At 60.0% G+C, this 19,257-nt stretch carries 20 protein-coding genes and 2 pseudogenes; all 22 read right to left on the bottom strand.

What is annotated here, in order from left to right; translation table 11 throughout:
* Positions 1 to 3 precede the first annotated feature (3 nt).
* The 22 genes and pseudogenes from AC1Q6C_RS11475 to AC1Q6C_RS11370 all read right to left on the bottom strand — a co-directional run bounded on the left by AC1Q6C_RS11475 (position 4) and on the right by AC1Q6C_RS11370 (position 18,835).
* Entirely contained in the window at positions 4 to 717 is a 714-nt protein-coding gene (locus AC1Q6C_RS11475) for an urease accessory protein UreF (RefSeq protein ID WP_230359422.1), read from the bottom strand.
* Positions 701 to 1,348, bottom strand: a complete 648-nt coding sequence (locus AC1Q6C_RS11470) for an urease accessory protein UreE (RefSeq protein ID WP_230359421.1) — start codon at positions 1,346 to 1,348, stop codon at positions 701 to 703. The genes AC1Q6C_RS11475 and AC1Q6C_RS11470 overlap by 17 nt, the downstream gene beginning before the upstream one ends.
* Before the next feature lie 9 nt (positions 1,349 to 1,357).
* Positions 1,358 to 3,076 carry an urease subunit alpha gene (locus AC1Q6C_RS11465; RefSeq protein ID WP_003943847.1) on the bottom strand — a complete coding sequence of 573 codons (1,719 nt, stop codon included), beginning with the start codon at positions 3,074 to 3,076 and terminating at the stop codon, positions 1,358 to 1,360.
* A 35-nt stretch (positions 3,077 to 3,111) separates the two neighbouring features.
* Positions 3,112 to 3,549 (bottom strand): urease subunit beta, encoded by a 438-nt coding sequence (locus tag AC1Q6C_RS11460; RefSeq protein WP_003943812.1) that lies wholly within the window; start codon positions 3,547 to 3,549, stop codon positions 3,112 to 3,114.
* Between the two features lie 29 nt (positions 3,550 to 3,578).
* Positions 3,579 to 3,881, bottom strand: coding sequence for an urease subunit gamma (locus AC1Q6C_RS11455; protein ID WP_007731718.1), 303 nt, complete (start codon positions 3,879 to 3,881; stop codon positions 3,579 to 3,581).
* A 51-nt stretch (positions 3,882 to 3,932) separates the two neighbouring features.
* Positions 3,933 to 5,618 (bottom strand): ammonium transporter, encoded by a 1,686-nt coding sequence (amt, locus tag AC1Q6C_RS11450; RefSeq protein WP_492666625.1) that lies wholly within the window; start codon positions 5,616 to 5,618, stop codon positions 3,933 to 3,935.
* 510 nt (positions 5,619 to 6,128) lie between these two features.
* Positions 6,129 to 7,184 (bottom strand): prenyltransferase/squalene oxidase repeat-containing protein, encoded by a 1,056-nt coding sequence (locus AC1Q6C_RS11445; RefSeq protein ID WP_229757070.1) that lies wholly within the window; start codon positions 7,182 to 7,184, stop codon positions 6,129 to 6,131.
* 92 nt (positions 7,185 to 7,276) lie between these two features.
* A complete protein-coding gene (locus AC1Q6C_RS11440; RefSeq protein ID WP_492666624.1) occupies positions 7,277 to 7,987 on the bottom strand; it encodes an Imm52 family immunity protein in 711 nt (236 codons plus the stop codon).
* On the bottom strand, positions 7,984 to 8,160 hold the full coding sequence (locus tag AC1Q6C_RS11435; RefSeq protein ID WP_155277918.1) for a hypothetical protein: 177 nt from the start codon (positions 8,158 to 8,160) through the stop codon (positions 7,984 to 7,986). Before AC1Q6C_RS11435 ends, AC1Q6C_RS11440 begins: the two co-directional genes overlap by 4 nt.
* Positions 8,161 to 8,203: 43 nt before the next feature.
* Entirely contained in the window at positions 8,204 to 8,623 is a 420-nt protein-coding gene (locus tag AC1Q6C_RS11430) for a hypothetical protein (RefSeq protein ID WP_030535789.1), read from the bottom strand.
* Positions 8,624 to 8,683: 60 nt separating this feature from the next.
* Positions 8,684 to 9,502, bottom strand: coding sequence for a hypothetical protein (locus AC1Q6C_RS11425; protein ID WP_128637877.1), 819 nt, complete (start codon positions 9,500 to 9,502; stop codon positions 8,684 to 8,686).
* A gap of 132 nt (positions 9,503 to 9,634) precedes the next feature.
* Positions 9,635 to 10,381: a hypothetical protein gene (locus AC1Q6C_RS11420; protein ID WP_492666623.1), complete on the bottom strand. Its 747-nt coding sequence runs from the start codon at positions 10,379 to 10,381 to the stop codon at positions 9,635 to 9,637.
* 17 nt (positions 10,382 to 10,398) lie between these two features.
* Positions 10,399 to 10,950: a hypothetical protein gene (locus AC1Q6C_RS11415; protein WP_128637879.1), complete on the bottom strand. Its 552-nt coding sequence runs from the start codon at positions 10,948 to 10,950 to the stop codon at positions 10,399 to 10,401.
* Positions 10,901 to 11,053 (bottom strand): annotated as a pseudogene (locus tag AC1Q6C_RS11410) (HNH endonuclease signature motif containing protein); the annotation flags it as partial. The gene AC1Q6C_RS11415 and the pseudogene AC1Q6C_RS11410, both read right to left, overlap by 50 nt.
* A gap of 432 nt (positions 11,054 to 11,485) precedes the next feature.
* Positions 11,486 to 12,259, bottom strand: a complete 774-nt coding sequence (locus AC1Q6C_RS11405; RefSeq protein ID WP_230359416.1) for a hypothetical protein — start codon at positions 12,257 to 12,259, stop codon at positions 11,486 to 11,488.
* A 138-nt stretch (positions 12,260 to 12,397) separates the two neighbouring features.
* Positions 12,398 to 13,195, bottom strand: coding sequence for a hypothetical protein (locus tag AC1Q6C_RS11400; protein WP_230359415.1), 798 nt, complete (start codon positions 13,193 to 13,195; stop codon positions 12,398 to 12,400).
* Positions 13,196 to 13,242: 47 nt separating this feature from the next.
* Positions 13,243 to 13,482, bottom strand: a pseudogene (locus AC1Q6C_RS11395) (Imm52 family immunity protein); the annotation flags it as partial.
* A 331-nt stretch (positions 13,483 to 13,813) separates the two neighbouring features.
* Positions 13,814 to 14,491, bottom strand: coding sequence for an SMI1/KNR4 family protein (locus AC1Q6C_RS11390; RefSeq protein ID WP_047272172.1), 678 nt, complete (start codon positions 14,489 to 14,491; stop codon positions 13,814 to 13,816).
* Positions 14,491 to 17,265: a hypothetical protein gene (locus AC1Q6C_RS11385; RefSeq protein ID WP_492666622.1), complete on the bottom strand. Its 2,775-nt coding sequence runs from the start codon at positions 17,263 to 17,265 to the stop codon at positions 14,491 to 14,493. The genes AC1Q6C_RS11390 and AC1Q6C_RS11385 overlap by 1 nt, the downstream gene beginning before the upstream one ends.
* Complete coding sequence (locus AC1Q6C_RS11380; RefSeq protein ID WP_047272170.1) at positions 17,262 to 17,600, bottom strand: hypothetical protein; 339 nt, start codon at positions 17,598 to 17,600, stop codon at positions 17,262 to 17,264. Before AC1Q6C_RS11380 ends, AC1Q6C_RS11385 begins: the two co-directional genes overlap by 4 nt.
* A 62-nt stretch (positions 17,601 to 17,662) precedes the next feature.
* Positions 17,663 to 18,061 carry a hypothetical protein gene (locus AC1Q6C_RS11375; RefSeq protein ID WP_003943955.1) on the bottom strand — a complete coding sequence of 133 codons (399 nt, stop codon included), beginning with the start codon at positions 18,059 to 18,061 and terminating at the stop codon, positions 17,663 to 17,665.
* 90 nt (positions 18,062 to 18,151) lie between these two features.
* Positions 18,152 to 18,835, bottom strand: a complete 684-nt coding sequence (locus AC1Q6C_RS11370) for an MspA family porin (protein WP_020968149.1) — start codon at positions 18,833 to 18,835, stop codon at positions 18,152 to 18,154.
* Between the last annotated feature and the right edge of the window lie 422 nt (positions 18,836 to 19,257).

Here is a 19,257-nt window from a genome sequence, read left to right as displayed (position 1 = left end):
CTTCTAGTTCATGAACATTCGGACGTGCGCCTTGACGTGCACCGCAGCCAGAATGTCGATCATCGGGGCGAAATTGGACATGTCGTCGAGTCCGTAATCACGCACTGCGGCGTACTCATGGCCGGCAGTCTGATTGACCTCGAACAGAATCTCTTGCGTCGCAAGGTGATCGACTCGGACGATACGAAGGGCAGCGCCGAGCAACGTCATCGCGACACCGTACTGATTGACCGTGAAAGCGTCCTCCTCCGGAGAACCCATCTCCGCGAAAGCAATTCCGAGGCCGACGGGGTAGGTACCCGGCGTCTCCCCCGATGCGATCGCGGCCAACCACTTGTTGAACAGGGTCTCACCGGCCAAGCGCCCGCCGAGTTCGGCCAACTTCTTACCCATGCGGGTACTCATCGTGCGTGCTTCTTCGTTGAGCTTGCGTTCGATCACTGCATGATCGGCCGCGAGGATCGCCGAGAAGTCACCGGCGGTCGCGCCCCGGTGCGCTGCGAGTACGGCGATACCGTCGCACGTCGCGCCCTGATGGGTGGCCGAGAGCACAAACTCCCGCAGCGACGGACCATCCGTTACAATTCCTTGCGCCACGGCTGATTCCAAACCGTTGGAGAACGAGAAGGAACCGACCGGGAACATGGAATCGGAAAACTGCATCATCCGCATCGCGCGGTTGATGCTGAGCCCAGATCCCTCAGAGGAGAGGGTCATGGGTATGCCCCTCGCCCTCACGCGCGGCCGCACCGAACAAACGGCGCGCCTCGTGTGGAGCGATGTAGGGAATGACCTCGGCGCCCGGGATGAAGGTGTACTCGATGCCCTCGAAAGCATGCGTACGCATCACCGAGCCCATGACAGCCTTGTCGACGGTCAACGGAACGTAGACCTTCATTCCCTTCACCACCGCAGGCCAGTGCTGGTTACCCACGGCATGTCCCAACTCCAAACACGTCTGAATCATCTTCTCGGGCGTCACGTCGACCAGTGCGCTCAGGTCGATCTCCAACACGTCCTTGAGGTTGATCCTCGCCACGACGACGGTGTTCGCCGGCTCGTCCCACAGCAGAATGTCGCCGTCCTGCAACTGAATACCACGATCGAGCGAGACGGCCAGTTCACGGCCACCGATCGTGGTGCGTCGCAATCGACTCTTCTGCGCTTCCCACTGATCGAGCGACAAGACGTCCACTACAGCCTTTTCGAGTCGACCGGCCCACTCCTCGTCGGTCTCCTTCCCGAGCAGCGCGTCGACTCGCGTCGGCTTGCCGCTCGGCGCTGTCATTTCGCCGTGCGTGTGCTGCGTCGCATCGGCGCCGTGCGTGTGTGTGATAGTTCCCGACACTGGAGACCCCTAACTGAAGAAGTAAAGTTGGTTCAAGCGAATGGATTCGGCAGGTTCGACGTACGCATGGACACCGTCCGCAGTCACCGCGAAGGTCTCCGGGTCCACCTTGATTTCCGGAGTAGCCGAGTTACGAACCAGATCACGCTTGGTGACCGTCCTCGTGCCCTCGACGGCGACAACCTGACGTTCGAGACCGAGTCGATCCTTGATGCCGTCGTCGAGCGCCGCTCGCGAGACGAACGAGACCGAACTCTGCGGCAACGCCTTGCCGAATCCACCGAACATCGGCCGGTAGATCACCGGTTGTGGTGTCGGGAGCGACGCATTCGGATCTCCCATGGCGTGCCAGCTGATCAACCCGTTCTTGATGATCGTCTTCGGCTTCGCGCCGAAGAATGCGGGCTCCCAGAGAACAAGATCCGCCATCTTCCCGACACCGATCGACCCGACCACATGCGAAAGACCGAACGTCAACGCTGGATTGATCGTGACCTTCGCGACGTAGCGCAACACGCGAAAGTTGTCGTGCGTCGGTGAATCCTCGGGCAGCTTTCCGCGGGACCGCTTCATGCAGTCCGCTGTTTGGATCGCGCGAAGCCAGTTTTCTCCGACGCGGCCCATCGCCTGCGAGTCACTCGAGAACATCGAGATGACGCCCATGTCCTGCAGTACGTTCTCGGCACCGATCGTCTCCGCGCGAACGCGAGACTCGGCAAACGAAACATCCGAGGGCACTTTGGGATTGAGGTTGTGACAGACCATGATCATGTCGAAGAGCTCGGCCTGAGTGTTGATGCCGTACGGCAACGTCGGATTGGTCGACGCCGGAAGTACGTTGTCCTCGCCCGTCACCCGCAGAATGTCGGGTGCGTGACCACCACCCGCACCCTCGCTGTGATAGGTGTGAATGGTACGGCCTTCGAAGGCCGCGATGGTGTCCTCGACGTATCCGGCCTCATTGAGGGTATCCGTGTGAATGGCGACCTGAACGTCCATTTCGTCTGCCACCCGAAGAGACTCACGAATTGTGGCCGGTGTCGCGCCCCAGTCCTCGTGGACCTTCAGACCGGCCGCACCGGCCTTGATCTGTTCGACCAGCGACTGATGCCCGGACGAGTTCCCCTTGCCCAACATGCAGACGTTGACCGGCAAACCCTCGTTGGCCTTGAGCATCATCTCCATGTTCCAGATACCGGAAGTGATGGTGGTGCCGTTGGTTCCGTCGGTCGGGCCGATGCCGCCACCGATCAGCGTCGTCACTCCCCCACTGAGCGCGTGGTACGCCTGCTGTGGTGACACGAGGTGCACGTGCGGATCGATGCCGGCTGCAGTGAGGATCATCTGCTCACCGGAAATCGCGTCGGTCGCCGGACCGGTGGTCAGCCCCGGGGTGACGCCTTCCATCGTGCTGGAGTTTCCCGCCTTGCCCCAGCCGACGATCTTGCCGTCTTTGATTCCCACGTCTGCCTTGACGACGCCGATGGTTGCATCGACGATGACCACGTTGGTGATCACGAGGTCGAGGGCACCGTCGATGCTGCACGACTCCGGATCCTGGCCCATGCCGTCGCGCAGCGTCTTGCCGCCGCCGTAGATCGACTCGTCGCCGATCGTTCGAAGATCTTCCTCGACCTCGATGTACAGGTCGGTGTTGCCGAGCCTGATCTGGTCACCCGTGGTGACCCCGAACAGACCTGAATACTCTTGTCTCGAAATGCTTGTCATGGGTGTTGCTCTCCTTCGTCCGCCGTGAACGAGAATCAGTCGGTTTGAGGTTCGGACAGGAAGCCGAGTTCTTCGGCACGCTGGACGGCTCCGGGGAGCCTCGGCCGGTAGGCGGCGTGGGTCGGCGCCCAACCGTCGACAAGTCCGTTGAAGCCTTGCACTCGTTGCTTGCCGCCGAACGGCACCAACGTCACTTCCTTCTCGTCGCCCGGCTCGAACCTGACCGCCGTGCCCGCGGGAATGTCGAGGCGCCAGCCGAAGGACTGTTCACGATCGAAGGACAACGCGCGATTGACTTCCATGAAGTGGTAGTGCGAACCCACCTGGATGGGACGGTCACCGGTGTTTCGGACTCGCAACTTCAAACGTGGACGGCCCTCGTTGAGTTCGATCGGCTCGTCCCGCAACACGTATCCGCCGACCGGTACTTTCTTCTCGCCGCCGGAATCCTTCTTCGTCGATTTGCTTGCCATCTTGGAGTGCTCCTGACATCTCGGTCGGGCTACTGGATCGGAGAGTGCACGGTGACGAGCCGGCTACCGTCGAGGAACACCGCCTCGACCTGCACACGTGGAATCATCTCCGCCACACCGTCCATCACGTCGTCGACCGTCAAGGCGTGCGATGCGTCGGCCATGACCTCCTCGAGAGTCTTGCCCTCCCGAGCTCCCTCCAGGGCGGCTGCAGTGATAACTGCGACGGACTCCGGGTGATTGAGTTTGAGCCCCTTTGCCTTTCGCCTCAGTGCGACATCCGCCAACATGAGGATTGTCAGCTTGTCGAGTTCTCGCGGTGTCAGATGCATTCTGAACGCTCCTTGTCGATCATGCGGTAACTCCCTGTCGTCGAATACATGTCAGCTCCCCTGTTCCGTCGCTTCGGTGAGAGGTTCGGCCGCTTGCTGGACGAAACCGCTCCTCCTGCCGCCCGAGTACTCGTTGATCGCGTCCAGAACCGCCTGTGCATGTTCCGAGGCGACCAGCACCTCGACACGCAACCGCTCGGTGAACACGACGTCGTTGCGTTGTCCGCGGAACTTGAGCGAGGCCGAGTCACTCGCGGAGACATGCGCTTCCGATACGACTATCGACTCCGCTCCGGCGGCCAGCAGCGCCTCCCGTAGCTTCTCGGACTCGATGGTCTGCAATACCGCGGTGATGAGTTCGTGCTTCGGGGCGCCGAGGTTCGGAACAAGTTTTGCCCCCTCGACCAGGACCCCCGAGTCGAACCCGCTGGTCTGCGGCGCACCACCCGCGTCCACGAATGCGGCGTTGTAGCGGTATGCGTCCATGCCTTGCTGACGACGGTCGATGTCCACCTGGTCTTTCGGGGCCAGCTTGAGACCGATGGTCTTCTCGATGCCCGTGGCGATCAGCCAGGTCACCACGAACGAGAAAGCGATGACGACGATCAACGCCAGCGCCTGCTCGCCGAGTAGTCCTGCCCCGCCGCCGAAGAAGAGTCCGTCGCGGCCGATCGAATTGATGGCTTTTTCGCCGAACAAACCGAGAAGGAGTGAACCGAGGATGCCGCCGATGAAGTGGACCGCGATGACGTCGAGCGCGTCGTCGAACTTGAAGATCGACTTGAGCGCGAGCGCGAAGTGGCAGACCAGTCCGGCAAGCGCGCCGATCGCCAACGCGGAGAAGGTGCTGACGAAGCCGGCGCAAGGGGTGACGGTCGCGAGACCGGCTACCGCGCCGGTGATTCCGCCGATCGCCGTGGCCTTGCCCTCGGTGTACCTTTCGATGACGAGCCAGACGACCATACCGCCCGCTGCGGCGATGTGAGTGTTCATCAAGGCTTGTGCCGCAACACCATCGGCGGCCAATCCGTCGCCTGCGTTGAATCCGAACCAGCCGAACCACAGGATGCCTGCGCCGATCAACGCCAGAGGCACCGAGTGCGGGACTGCCTCGGCGTTGGGCCATCCCGGACGATTACCGACCACCAGCAAGATTGCCAGGGCGGCGGCGCCGGCGGATGCGTGGACGACAATTCCGCCGGCCCAGTCCTGAGCTCCGCGGAGCGCCAACCAGCCTTCGGGATTGAAGAGCCAGTGCGCAATCGGGGGGTAGACGATGATCGACCACAGCACGAGCAGAACGGCCCAGCCCAAGGGCTTGAGCCGGTTTGCGGTCGCACCGGTGATCAGCGCGGGCGTGATGATCGCGAACATCATCTGATAGACCACGAACGCCAGAGTCGGTACCGCGACTGCACCTTCGATCAGGTGGAAGCCCGGGGCGGCGGCTGTGTGTATGTCCTGCAAGCCGAACAATTTGAGGTCACCGAGGAAGCCGGAACCCCAGTCTCCACTGAACGCGAAGCTGTATCCGAACACGACCCAGGTAATCGAGACGAGTCCGAGTGGGACGAGGTTCTGCTGCAACATGACGAGCGCACTGCTACCACGCACCAGACCGGCGTAGAAGAAGGCGAGTCCGGGAACCATGAAGAGAACCAGACCCGCGGAGATCAGCACCCACGCCGTGTCCCCACTGTCTATCACTGCTTCGGCTAACACCATTTCCATCGACATCGACGACCTCCGAGCATTATTCGGACCTGAACAAAGTCATTGGTTAGAGCAGCAATTCGCGATGTTCCGGTTCGCTGCGACAGTTACGCTACGCCCCATAGTTGCACCTTCTCAGCAAAATCGGGGGAACATCCGGTTTTCACGTTTAGTAGAGCATTGTTCTGGGAAAAGATGGGACTTTGCCTAAACATTGCGGACGCTCCACAACCTGCAATTGCGAGACTAAATCTCGCCGAAAGTGGTTTAAGTCCTGCAAAATGGGGAACGTAGCCGCAGGTGAGCGCCACTTTCGGAGCAGAAATGCCGTTTCCAGCTCGGGACTTAGCTCCCTAACCAAGACAATCGCGAGCACCTTATGCGATTACCAACGTCGGTGACCCGCCTATCCAATCGGGTAGGTAATTTCACCGAACATCTTCTCACCTGTTCAGATGATTAACCTTCACCGCACTGAGGGCAATCCTGTCGTTAATATGTTCTTAATCCGTACTGGATATTTCGACTGGAAGATCAAAGATCACCTTTCGATAACCTTTGAAGGTGAAATGACTTTCGCTGTAACTCTTTTGTTATGCAGAACCCTAGAGGGGAGGATTGATCCCACCAGGCGAGCACTCGGATGCCGGACAAAGTCAGCCACTTCGACGGCTCCCCCGCCTTTGTGTCGACCTCGAACCACACCCGCCCCGGTTGGCGACCGGCCTGGAGCCACGTCCCATCCGAGGCTCGAGCGGCCCGGATCATCTCGATCGCGTCCGCCATTCGCGGATCAGGCTCATTTCCATCCGACAACGACGCTTCGCGGAAGTAGTCGGCTGCGTTGAGCACGTTGTAACGCCACCGGAACGGGTACGCGAACCGGCCGATCCAGTCCCCCACCGGTTCCCCGGTCGAGAGTCTCCGGAACAGACCGCGCTGCAGCAAGAATTCCTCACCGGATCGTCGAGCCGCGCGCGTCTCAATTGTTCCCCCGGTCGCGATCTCGTACGCGAGAAGCCCTTTGAGTGAATTGAGGGTCGAATGGAACGACGATCGGGTCGAACCTTCGATCCACTCGCAGTTCCAACCACCATCCGGAAGTTGATGCCGCACAAACCAATCAGCCAGTTCATCAACGCGCATGTCGAGCCACACACCGTTTGCCACCGTCCAGGCGTTGATGCAGCAATCGACCTCACCGTCCCAGTACGGCCGGCCCTCGTACTCCCAGCGACAGTTCTCCGCGAGCAGTTCTGCGGTACGACGCTCCCGCAGAACACTGGCGTCGAGGCCCCACTCCCGCAATGAGTTGAGCGTCCAGGTTGTTGCCGTCCAGGGTTGCGAACTTTGTTCTGCTGCTTCGGGTCCCGCAAAGTCGAATTCAGCCGGGAAGAACGCCCCACCCGCCCATTGGCCGTCTCGGTCCTGCAATGAAAGCAGGCGTGCACCAAATCCTTCGGTGGCGATCGACGCGCGCGTCGCCGCCCACACAGTGGGCGCTTCGTTCACCAGGTCGCGCTCCACCTGCCACCGAATCGCTGGATCCGAATCGAGGAGCCACGCGAGCAAGTCGATTCGGGATGCCATCTGGCAATACTATCGAAAGGCGAAGCAGGCCATCCGGTTAACACATTTCTCGCCGTCTGATGCAATGGTGAATTCCAGACCCGTTGCGGGGCCTACACCGGGTAACCCAACGCCGCCCGCACCGCCACGATGTCGGCGGCAGCGACCTCCATTGGCTTGTCCCCCAACCGAACCAACGTGCCAATGGGCAGTTCCTCCACCACCGCAGATTGGGGGAGTTTGCTGCGATCGAACGTAACTCCTGAATGGAAGTATGTTTCCCATCCCACCTCCACCTCACCTTTCGACCGATTCTGAATCGACCGATTCTGAAGGTGCCGGTAGTCGCCGATGCTCCACCGAGCCCGATCCGGATCCCAATGCTTGACGATCACTCTCACGATCACGTCTCCGATATCCGGGTCGAGCAACCGCCGGGTACTGTCGGTGAGCTGCTTCTCCGTCGGCAACGACACCCGGACACTGTTGGGAGCACTGGTTTCCAGCCCGCCGACCCAGGCACCGACCCGGCGCGCGGTCCCGTCCTCGGGCGACAAGTCGATGTCGTAACCCGGTCCCGGGGTGTCCGAATACCCCATCTCCTTCGAGCGGGAATACTCGAAGATTCGCACCAACCCGTCCACACTGAGATCTGCTGGCACCTTGTCGAACTCGGCAGTCGAGACCCACGGCAACGCCAACCCCGGGTCGACCGCTTCCAGATCATCGAGGAAAGCCCGCATCGTCTGCGCCACCTCCTGACTCGACTGCACCCGCGTGCCCCAATATCCGGCTACCGTCGGCCGCCGCCCGAACATGCTCATCGCCCCGTCCTTTCCAATCCGACCTGATCTCCATAGCCCGACACTGCGCGCACTGCCACGATGTCGGCGGCATGGACGTGCATAGGCTTGTCTCCCAACCGGATCAACGTGTCAGTGGGTAGTTCCTCGATCACGGCGGCTTGGGGGAGCGCGCTGCGCTCAAGGCATGCCATCACATAGTTTCACCACGGCAAAGCATATGTAGGGCAAGTTGGTTCAGCCGAGCCATTCGGAGATGGTGGCGTTGTCGATGCCGCCACCGAAAGAGTGGAACACCAACAACGCTTGCCCCGACATCACCAGGCGGCCGTCCTCGGTGAGGCCGATATCGAGCATCCCCGCTTGCCCATGCACCTGACACCACACGAAGTCGGGAACCCGCAACAACCCCGACGCCGGGTCCGTATCGAGGTCCGCCGGATGAAGGGACACTTCACCGAAGACGTTGTCCTCGAACGCTTCCGCGGTCTCACGGTCCACCAACACCAGCGGGCCGGCACCGATCAGTCCGTCGGTAGGTTGCCGGGTCAACACGAAGTGCGCCCTCTCCACGGTCGGCGGCGAGGTTGCGGTATCGACAACTGTGCGATCCCCGACAAACCCTGGCTGTTCCGGGACGACGACCCAGTGGTCCATTGATTTCTCCTCTTGAAGTGTTGTGGTCGAAGTAAATTCGAGATTCTTGTACTCACATGGCTAGCCGTTGCCCAGGTCTTCGAGAACGTCGGCGAACACCGCCGGTAGCGCGCAGTGCTCACGTACCGTGGCACGTCGATGCTCGTCGAGCCACCGCAGTGTCCTCTCTCGATCACCGGCAGCAGCGACCTCACGAAACTGTTCCCAGAACATGACAAGTGGACCTGCCGGGTCGGCAGCCCGGCCGCGGAAGTATTCAATCGCGTTGTCGATAACCTCGAGCGGTGAACCGGTGTCAGTGATCACACGCAGCCCCGCCAAGATTGTCCAGCGTGCTGGACCCGACTGATTGCGCTCAAGGTACTGCTTCTCACGGAGTGGGGTGAGTGCCTCCACCGATCGTGCGTCGAACAGCTCGGATGCTGGCCCCTCAGCCCACCAGATCACTAGCTCGGCAGCGGAGACGGTATCAAAGATATCAATCTGGCGGCCACGGTAGTCGTGTCCGCTATGCCTGCTGTCGTAGTGGTCCTGCCACTCAGTGAGTGTTCCGGGATCGAGGGGTTCGATGAGTGGTAGGTGAGTAATCGTCAGTTTCTCACGGTTGGGAATCGGATCGATCCCGACGGTGTCGAAAAACCATCGCACCGGAGTGTGCAGCAGCTTGGCTCGCAACCCGCTCCCGATGATCGTCCAGTTCGGCCCGAGCTTCTTAACCGCCGCTCCCAACACCTTCTCCCACGCAGCGCCTCTCCCCTTTTTCGGAGTCAGGTCTGCGATCGCATCTATCGCCATCTCCCGCAACTGATCCCGGTCCATTCCCAGGGACTCCAGGACCTCAGTGACCGATTTCGGCGACTTAGGCTTGTCATCGCTCATGTGCATGCTTGCCATAAAGGACCATTCGTATTATTTGGTAGACGAAAAGGAGCGACTGTGCGCACCGCCAGCGGTTCTCCGACGCGGCGCGCGATCCATCCGATTCCACTCCCTCACGCCTACTTCCCTCGGCTACGAGTCCTCAGTACGGAAAATCACATCGGCAAACGCAGAATCCCGAAGCCCGTATGCATCCTCTACAGAACGACGTCGTTCTTCGTCCAGCCACTGCAATGTCGCTAGTCGGTCTCTGTTTTCCGCGACCGCGCGAAATACTCGCCAGAAACTTTGGACGTGGCCACCGACGTCACGGCGAGCCAACTCCCAGAGGACGCTGTCGATGACCTCGATTGGCGAACCGGTGTCAGCTATCACCCGCAGTCCAGCCGAAATCATCCAATCCCGGCGTGGCTTTTCCTCGCGGTCGGCATAAGCCTGCTCGGCTGCAGCGACCAAGTCAGGAAGCGGCGGTGCAGCAAAGAACTTGGTGGACGGACCAAGCGCCCACCAGCGCACGATCTCCGCAGCACCGCGGGTATCGAAGATGTCCATCTGAATATTCGGTGGTGCAGAATCTGTGGGACCAGGTTGATATGAACTCTGTCGAAAGGTGATAGTGCCCGGCGTGAATTCTCTCATCAGGGGCGCATGACTGAAGGTCAGCTCTTCCCGATTCGGTTTGGGATCCAACCCAATGGAATTGAACCACCATCGCACTGGTAGATGGATCAACTCCGCCTGAGTGCCAGATCGTGCCACAACCCACTCTGGGCCAAGGTTGCTCGCCGCAGACTTCAACACCCGCTCCCATGCAGAACCGCGCCCCTTCCTCGGGGTCGACATGGCCAAGCCATCGATTCCCTCGAGGATGGAAGCCAACTTCGCTCTCCGGTGTATCAAACGATCGAGCGCTGCCAGTGGCTTTCTCCAGGTAAATCACGATAACGCAGCAAGAAGTCGGAAATGTTCCGCCCCACGATAGGCCAGTCCTCACGTCCGTCGAGAGTTGAAGCTAACAGAACATTGAAGTCGTTTTTTCTTGTGTCGAATACAATGAAATCTGGCTCGACCACCATTGTGCCGATTATTATGTCACTCTTCAAGAAGCGCCCATCCTCGTCATCCCAGAATTCCAGCTCGCGTTCCGTAACTTCTCGAGCTTTAGGCGGAGAAAGGAGTGTTATTCCGTCCTTTCCTAAGCCCCTATCGTGGTGAAGTCTGCATTCTCTCGCACTTCTCCATAAATCGAAGAGATCTCTCGGCAGGGTATCTAGGTTCCAATACTGAGACACCTCTTCAGCCTCTGCCGGCGGGTCGTATGTGTTGTAGACGTCGAATGATCGGCCTGGATGCGTCGGGACTAGGACCCGCTGGATGTCGGGATAGGACTCCAGCGCATCAGTTATAGATATCGGCATAAAATTCCCACCATCGAGTGAAGAGTGCATGTATAGAAGTGGGCAGGGGAACTAGATTCCAGAATTCATTCGTACCTCCGTACTTTCGGGGAAGTATGTGATGCACCTCCCAGCGCCTTCGACCGCGCCGGAATCTCCCACATCGACTGGATCGCCGAAGGGTTCGACGCCATAGACAAAGGCCGCAGCCGACCGCCCGCCTTCGAAAACGGTATGGTCTCCGCTGACCGCCTCACTACCGACCCACGAATCATCCGCACAATTAGCCCCGGCCTACCTGGCAGTCCGGACATCATCCCTCAGTATCAAGCACTATCTGCGAGGGTTCCGGAATCGCGGGATCCGGGCGTGCAGGTTCATTCACGGACGGAACAGAGGGTTGATCATGCTCGGCAGGTGGAACGGTACCGTCGATGGCGGGTATGCCGCGCGGTGGCACTCCACCCGGAGCGTCGATCAGCTGGTGCGTAGCCGGATCGGGATCGCGGCGCGGTAATTGCGGGCAGGCTGGTCGGTCCGCGCCATCCCTACCTGCAGGCAGCCCCGAGTGCGCCCAACGTAGGGCTCACAGCCGTCTGAAACCTTTGGGTAGAGGAATCTCCGGTCGTTCGGTCGGCAGTCCTGCTGCTGCGCGGATGCTTCGGATGTCCTCGACGGTTAACGGCGTGGACAGATTCTTCTGGATGACGATTGTGCCGTCATGGTAGGGAAATGCCTCCACGCTGGGCGGGAGCTGCGTTTCCTTGATCGGCAACTCAGGACCGAAGTAGGTGCAACTGCCCACGATTGCGTCACCCGGTACGTTGCGCTGAGGCGATGATTCGGTTCGGCGGTAGAGCACGGTGACACGCGAGTCCCAGATGTCGGCTAGTCCCTGTACGAGCTTCAATGCCAGCGAAATCAGTGATTCGTCGGCAAAGGCACATGCGAATGCGCCGGACCCTGAGGTGCCCCCGAAACTGACAACGACTTTGACGTCTCCAGCGGGTGAATACAGGGTCATATGTCGTCCCAATGAGAGGGGATACATACCGCCGGTGGCATCGGGGGATCGTCTGCGCTCGATCAATGCGGCTTCGATCGATTTTTCCGTCGGAGGTACAAGGATCTGACGGAGATTCGACGCCAAGGCCTGCTCGACTCCGGCGCCGTCGGGGAGTGCATCGCCTACTGTTTGGTACAAGTCGACGTCGAAGACAGGATCGATGTCGCGAAGCAATCGTAGCGAACGTGCAACGAGCGCGGCCGTGACGGCCTCGCTTTCAGGCGAACCCTTTCGTGGAATGACCTTCACTGTCAAGCCCGCCGTAGGATTGCGGCGCAGTGATGACGTAGGCACTTTCACTCCCCTCCAAATACGATGATGTTGATGTTCTCCATCCCGATGACCTCGTCGAACGCATCCTCCATTATCTGAGCAGCTTGTTCTTAAGAACACCATCACCTGCGGACGTGAGCTTGGCCGTAACTTCTGGTGTCACAGCCGACGCGAGCCTTTCGGTAGGCGAACCTCCGGTCGTTCGGCCGGCAGGCCGACTGCTGCGCGGATGCTTCGGATATCGTCGGCAACCAACGGGGCGCGTGGATCACGCTGGATGACGATCGTTCCTTTCTTGTACGGAAAAGCTTCGACAGTGGGTGGGATCTGCGTTTCGTTGATCGGCATCTCAGGGCCGAAGTAGGTGCAACTGCCCACCGTTGCGTCGCCGGGCACGTTGTACTGAGGTGTGAGTTCCGCATCCCGGTAGAGCACGGCTGTGTGAGCGTCCCAGATATCGGCCATGCCCTGGACGAGTTTCAATGACAGTGAGATCAGAGATTCATCGGCGAAGCCCCCTGGGTACGGCCAGATGAACGTGCAAAGTAAGGAACCTGCTCCCGCCGTACCCCCGAATCCGATGAGAATTTCGATGTTTCCGTTGTCGATGAACAACCTGAGTTGATGCCCGAAGGAGAGTGGGTAAATCCCGCCTGCGGCATCAGGAGACTTTCTGCTCTCGATCATTGCGGCCTCGAGGGAGTTCTCTGCCTGAAGCGTGAGGATCCGTCCACCATTCGATGCAAGCGCCTGCTCGACCGTAACGCCGTCGGGAAGGCCATTCCTCACGGAGCGATACATGTCGACGTCAAAGACTGGGTCAAGCTCTCGAAGGAACTGCTGCGACCGCGCTGCCAGCACTGCGGTGACCGATTCGGCTTCCGGCGGCCCCTTTCGCGCCATGACTTTCAAGGTCAATCCGGACGCCGGATCGCGACGTAAAGATGAAGCAGACAACGTCACTCCTGCTCGAAGACGATCGACCAATTGGACAGGCTCTGGCGCTACACCGGGTAACCCAACGCCGCCCGCACCGCCACGATGTCGGCGGCAGCGACCTCCATTGGCTTGTCCCCCAACCGAATCAACGTGCCAGTGGGCAGCTCCTCTACCACCGCAGATTGGGGGAGTTTGCTGCGATCGAACGTAACTCCTGAATGGAAGTATGTTTCCCATCCCACCTCCACCTCACCTTTCGACCGATTCTGAAGGTGCCGGTAGTCGCCGATGCTCCACCGAGCCCGAACTGCCCACGATCGCGTCGCCGGGTACCTTGCGCTGAGGCGATGATTCGGTCCGGTGGTAGAGCACGGTGACGCGAGAGTCCCAGATATCGGCCAGCCCCTGTACGACCCTGAACGCCAGCGCAATCAGCCATTCGTCGGCAATGGTGCAGGAAAACGAGTCGATGCGTGAGGTACCCCCCGAAACCGATCATGACCTCGAGATCCCTTTTGGTCAGACAAATTGATCATCTGCTCTTGGGAGACTGGATCCCAGGCACGTGCCACGTGGGGCAAGACCGCACACAAATTTCTTAGACTGTCTCCAGTCTGGATATCCAAGGCGCAGGCTCTAGGCACCGAGTCCGACGTTGGTCCAGATATCAAGGTAAGTGGAGTAATCGACCAATTCAGGGGGTTCCGTCGATGACCACACAACACCCCTTGTCGATTCCTCACCAAAGTACAAGCAAAGATAACCGCCGCCGCCCGATCTGAATGTCGCGATGCAACGAGCCGGATCTGGGTACTCTTCAGGGGACAGCCCGTACAGAATAGACCATTCAAAGCTGTCAATTCGAAACATATCTTCAAGAGGCAGTGGCCCGACAGTCTTACCGGCAATATAGTACCAACCGTTGTGCAAATTTGAATAGAAATTCTTTAGACTGGGGGGAAATTTATTCCAATACCCTGGAAGTTCATCACCATCCACTACCGGTGGCGTACCCAAATAGTAGAGATCGGTCCCGTCTGCCATTTTAATTTTATATAGAAGAAAAAACCTATTTTCAGACCTGAGCAACCGAACATCAGATAGATTCTCTTTAATGTTTCTGTAAGTGTCGCCCAATATCGGTCGCCCAAATACATCCCATTGGTCCAATATCCCCGAAATTCGAGCTGCAAGGTCACCATTTAGCGCATCCAACCAATAATTCGGAAGCGCCGTACGTTCAAGTGGTGTCAAGTCGTCAATCTCCACAAGCACGGGCGAGTCGATATACCGCGAAATCTTGACCAGATCCACTACTGAACTCCATTCAATATACTAGATATCATTTGACGAATTTCCTCAGTAAGATGAGTTTCGATTTCGATCATAGCATCCCGGAATTCAGGGGAAACCGGGATTCCGCCCTTCACATAGCCCCACCAGTCTGCCCAACTCTTGGCGCCCTTTGACGTATTCGCAGTCGGGCTCAAACCCAGGAAGTTATCGACGTAGTTCAATACTTGAATTTGCTGCTCGAAGGTCAACTGCGTAAAGCCAGGCATGTCGAATATGACCCTCATCGGTACGGTGTGATCCGCCTCGAGGACGTCGGGCAATGTGAGCCCGGGAAGAACCGGGTCCGGTCCGCCACCTTCGTGATCGAGGTTAACTATGTCGCGGATCACATTTGTCGGCGTTTTTCGACGCAGCGACGCATACAATTGAGCTAAGTCAGCGGCCGTCAGCGGGTTGCCTTCGGAATCCAAGCGAGAATCCTCGGGTGCAGCCTCACCCGAATCAGATGACTGCTGCGGAGGTGATTCTGGACTTGTCTCGGCACCATCGGTGAGTGAATCTACGACTTCTTGCACCGCGTGAATGAAGTTCGACGCTAGTACCCGCTCGACGGATGAACGTTCGGTGGGATCTGGGCGGACCGTCGGATCGGCGATCGTGCTCGGGTCGGGATCAAAGGGGTCGAACTCCGGGGGTCCGGGCTGGGTCGGCGCACCGGGAGTCTCGGGATCGACCGGAATGTGGCCTGGGTTGACCGGATCGACGGCCGGTTGCTCGCCAGGTTCGGGAGCCGAAGGTTGTTCGGGGTCAACTAATCCAGGTGCGGTGGTGCCGGGGTCTACTGGTGGTTCGAAACCCGGATCCGACGGTGTTGCCGGATCGCCTGAATCCGGCTCGCTGGAGGGATCTTGCGGCTGGGTCGGATCGTGATCACCAGGCAGACGCGGTACAGGCCGCGGCGTGGGCCTCCGAGGCGGCGGCTTCGCGGCAGGTCCGGCCGGCCCGGGCTGGGCGTGGCCGGGAGTGTCCTGCTCATGCGCTGGGGGCAGCTTCACGAACGGAGAAAGGACAGTGCGAAGAAGTGCCTGATCCTGCGGAGAAAGCAGGGCCATAGCCTTCACGAGCACTTCGGCGAGATCTACTCCGGCCTCGAGCGCCCATTCCTCGAGGCTTTCCATGCGGCCGAACAGTTCCGAATCCCCCAGACCCACACCTGCAAGGATTTGCGCGAACAAAGCTGCGATTCCAGCGGTGAGCATGAGCCCGGCTTCGGCTGCACTGAAGATGCCGCCGATGATCGGAATTCCTGCCAATTCTGCTTGGGGTGTGTCGGTTTCGTTCGGTGTAGCGGGCGCTGGGTCGATGGATGGGGATGTCCCGGCACCTGGTCCGTCCCCGCCGATGTCTCCGCTGATGTCCTCGGCCGGCGACCGCTGCGGGATCTGCTCCGGCACTTGCGCCGGAGCCTGCTCAGGGACTTGTGGTTCGGGCTCGACCGCGGGTGGGACCGGTGGTTGAGTGGGTATCGGTTTCTGGACTGGTGGATTGGGGGCCTTGTGGCCTTCGACCTGCGGTGTCTCGTTCCAATGTGGACCGTCATCTGAGCGGGTGCCGTCGTCCTCACCGGAGATCTTGGTCGGGCGCGCCGGTGCAGGCGATTTCTTGCCGCTCTGTGTGCGATCCTGCGGGTCCGCCAAAATCGGATACAGCACGTTCTCGATACCCGTGGTGTCGACGACCTGGACGAGTTGCCCGTCCCGGATCTCATAGTGCGTCGGAATGGGTGTGCCGTTGGCGTCGTAGGCCCACGGGGCATCGATTGTCGAGACCGGGTTTCCGTCGGCGTCGAAGACCGTGACCGTGCCGTCTTGGTTGACGCTCATGTGACCGCCGGGCGGCACCGCCACCGGAATCACGGATTCGTGCGACGACGTTTCGTCGTGGATCAGGAAGAAGAACCGGCTTCCGCCGGTGATCGGATCGAACACCCGCAACGAGGACTGTCCGCCAGGTGCGTACGCAGTCAACGGCGACGCGGCAGTCCCGACCGCCTGGGAGAGTACTGATTCGGGCGTGCGGGGGCTGAAAGGTCCCGGCCGCCCGCGCACTCCGATACCCGCGGCGGTGAACGCCGCAGCGCCGATCAGGGTGAGTTCGAGATACCGGTCACGGCCCGAGTCCTCCCCGGCGGTGGAAACATCTGCTGCCGGGACCGGAACCGTTTGAGCCGGTGCGATATTCGAATCCGAATCCGCGGGGATCGGTCCGGGACCACGATCGGTGGTGGTTCCCTCACCCGGGGTGGGTGTGGGTGAGGGAACCGCTGATGCCGATGCATTGGGGAATGCACCGACACCAGTTTCCGAGGCCGGGGACTCGGAAGCAATGGGCGGAACCTCGATCGTCGGCACAGGGACGATGGGGGTGCCGTTGTAGGTGGGAAAGTTCGTCGGAGCATTGGCCCCGACATTCGGGCCACCGCCTGGAGCCTGTGCACCGGGGAGCCCGACGGTGGTCGTCGGCGCAGCTGTCGCCGTCGTGGACGGCGCGCTCAGGCACGGGTTGATGATCTCTGGCGGGATGGGTGCGCCAGGTGGCAGTGAGGCGATGAGATTCAGGTAGATCTGATGATCACGTGCCCGCACCGCCGCGCAGTCTTCTTCCGGCGTCGCGTTCGCCGGAGCGGCGGAGAGTGCAATTCCCGCACCGATCGCTCCGGCCGCTCCGGTCAACAGCGCCCCAGCGGCAAGCACTCCCGCGAGAGTCCGGCGAAGTCGTCTACCGGAGTTCACCGGTGCGCACCACGATTGTCACTCTTCTTCGTTCGGAGTAGCGCGATGAGTTTGTCTGCGCCCCACCAGAACAACCGTCCGGAGATCGACATCCACAAGAAGAACGCCAGGTAAACCAGGACCGTCCCGTAGTCGTTCGCCCAGCCGGCAAGCTTCCCGATCACCGCGAATGCCGCGATCAGCAACCCCAGTCCGACTGCCGTAGCGATCACAGCCTTGGAGAGTGGACTGAGTTCACTCTCCGGATCCCAGTCATCAACGTCTGCAACGTCTTTGCTATCGACGGCAGCGGGTTCCGGTTGGACACTGCGGCGTTCGGCGTTGTTGACGGTCATGACTGGAACTCCAAATGGGAAGGGAGAGCGGGGAAAACGGGTCGCCGGTGCTGGGCGCGGTATCAGTTCCAGTACTGGTAGGTCAGGGTGACGTACCCGGCGTTGGCCGGGTTGTTCGGATCAGCCAGGTAGACATCGACGTAGCCACCAGCATGGGCAGCGGCTTCGCCTATCACTACGCGGTCGGGGGCGCTGAGCTTGCCATCGGGGCCGACGGTGAGCGCCGAGCCCGGTGCGAGCTCAATCCACCGCTGCGAGCCTGGAACGATGTCGGAGATGGCGTCCGGGATCGGGCTCGCCGCCAACGCCGCGGTTTCCGCATTCGAGAGCGACAGACCGATCCGACCCTGCTCAGGTTCGACGATCGGAGTTGCAGCAGATGCCACGCCGGCGCCGAGAACACCGAACAGGGCGATACCCGCGGTGAGGGTTCCGGCAGTGGCCAAGGTACGAATCTTCATGATTTCTCCTTTGTGGGCGTGATGAGTAACCACCCCTGGACTGGGCGGATCGGGAATAGTCGCCAGCAGCGCTGACGACGGCTGCGCGGGTCAGAGCCAGGTGGGATCGGAGTACACGAACAACGTGTTGTCCGACGTCGCCGTCGACACCGAGAGTTGTGCATACGAGCGAATCGTCACCGGCCCCATGCACGCATCAACCTTCACGTGCACGTTCTCTGCCGTGATCGACGCCTTCGACGACTCGAGATCCTTCTTCCCCAACGGAATCGTCGTGATCGTGCCCGGCGCAATCGTCGACTGAATACTCGGATTCACCGACGCATTCACACCCACGTTCGCCGACGGGACACCCGAAATACTCACACCGACAGACGGGCCGAGCGAAAAACCGAGCCCCAAGCCAAGTCCGGAGGAAACATCGATCTGGCAGCCGATCTGCAACCCCTGCTCGACATAACCGGTCTTCACCGCCGAATCGCCCGCACCACCGATCGTGCCGGTCACCTTCGCCGACACGAACCCCTCACGAGTGAACGCCGTCGTCGCCAGATTCGGCACCGGATTCGCCGACAGTTTCGTGGCGGCAAGATCCAACGACCAGCCGTCATCGGTGACCGTACTCGCGAATTTGTCCGCCAACGCCGTCGGCGTTGCCGATGCGCTCCCTGCGAAGACCACACCCGACGACAGCGCGGCAACCGCACACGCCGCGAGCCCTACCGCGGCCCTCGATCGACGGTGGGATACGCCGTTTTGCGATTCGATCGACATGAACTGCTCCTCCACGTGACACAGCAACCAGAGCGGTAGCCGACAACTAACTGAATTAGTTACCGGACGGTACCAATCGTCCTGTTTGCCCGCCAGCGCGCCATCTCCCCCATCTTGGATTTAGGGTGAACTTTCGGTAACAGATATATATCGACAGGCCTATCAGCAGCGAAAAGGACCTAGGTCCTACTATGAGCAAGGTCACCGTTTACGGACGAGAAGATCCCTCAGAAACAGTGCGGCAAATCGAATTGAATCCGCATTTCGCGGGCCTCAGAGCAGTTGGAGACCGAAAATGCGGGCATCAAGCCAGTGCGCGTACTTGAATATGAAACCAACAGGCATTACTTGGCAATCAATCGTGAAGTACGGCGCCCGAGCGGGGCCTGGGAGCGCAACTCTGCACAGCTCACGCGGAGATA

The sequence above is a fragment of the Rhodococcus sp. MT28 genome (assembly GCF_058792695.1).
The sequence above is the reverse complement of the archived record's forward strand: the minus strand, read 5'-3'. Positions and strand labels throughout refer to the sequence as shown.

Coding starts and splice junctions, on each gene's coding strand:
- AC1Q6C_RS11475 (WP_230359422.1), bottom strand. CDS start 717: ATGACCCTCTCCTCTGAGGGATCTGGGCTCAGCATCAACCGCGCGATG.
- AC1Q6C_RS11465 (WP_003943847.1), bottom strand. CDS start 3,076: ATGACAAGCATTTCGAGACAAGAGTATTCAGGTCTGTTCGGGGTCACC.
- AC1Q6C_RS11460 (WP_003943812.1), bottom strand. CDS start 3,549: ATGGCAAGCAAATCGACGAAGAAGGATTCCGGCGGCGAGAAGAAAGTA.
- AC1Q6C_RS11455 (WP_007731718.1), bottom strand. CDS start 3,881: ATGCATCTGACACCGCGAGAACTCGACAAGCTGACAATCCTCATGTTG.
- amt (WP_492666625.1), bottom strand. CDS start 5,618: ATGTCGATGGAAATGGTGTTAGCCGAAGCAGTGATAGACAGTGGGGAC.
- AC1Q6C_RS11445 (WP_229757070.1), bottom strand. CDS start 7,184: ATGGCATCCCGAATCGACTTGCTCGCGTGGCTCCTCGATTCGGATCCA.
- AC1Q6C_RS11440 (WP_492666624.1), bottom strand. CDS start 7,987: ATGAGCATGTTCGGGCGGCGGCCGACGGTAGCCGGATATTGGGGCACG.
- AC1Q6C_RS11435 (WP_155277918.1), bottom strand. CDS start 8,160: ATGGCATGCCTTGAGCGCAGCGCGCTCCCCCAAGCCGCCGTGATCGAG.
- AC1Q6C_RS11430 (WP_030535789.1), bottom strand. CDS start 8,623: ATGGACCACTGGGTCGTCGTCCCGGAACAGCCAGGGTTTGTCGGGGAT.
- AC1Q6C_RS11425 (WP_128637877.1), bottom strand. CDS start 9,502: ATGAGCGATGACAAGCCTAAGTCGCCGAAATCGGTCACTGAGGTCCTG.
- AC1Q6C_RS11415 (WP_128637879.1), bottom strand. CDS start 10,950: ATGCACTCTTCACTCGATGGTGGGAATTTTATGCCGATATCTATAACT.
- AC1Q6C_RS11380 (WP_047272170.1), bottom strand. CDS start 17,600: ATGACCGTCAACAACGCCGAACGCCGCAGTGTCCAACCGGAACCCGCT.
- AC1Q6C_RS11375 (WP_003943955.1), bottom strand. CDS start 18,061: ATGAAGATTCGTACCTTGGCCACTGCCGGAACCCTCACCGCGGGTATC.
- AC1Q6C_RS11370 (WP_020968149.1), bottom strand. CDS start 18,835: ATGTCGATCGAATCGCAAAACGGCGTATCCCACCGTCGATCGAGGGCC.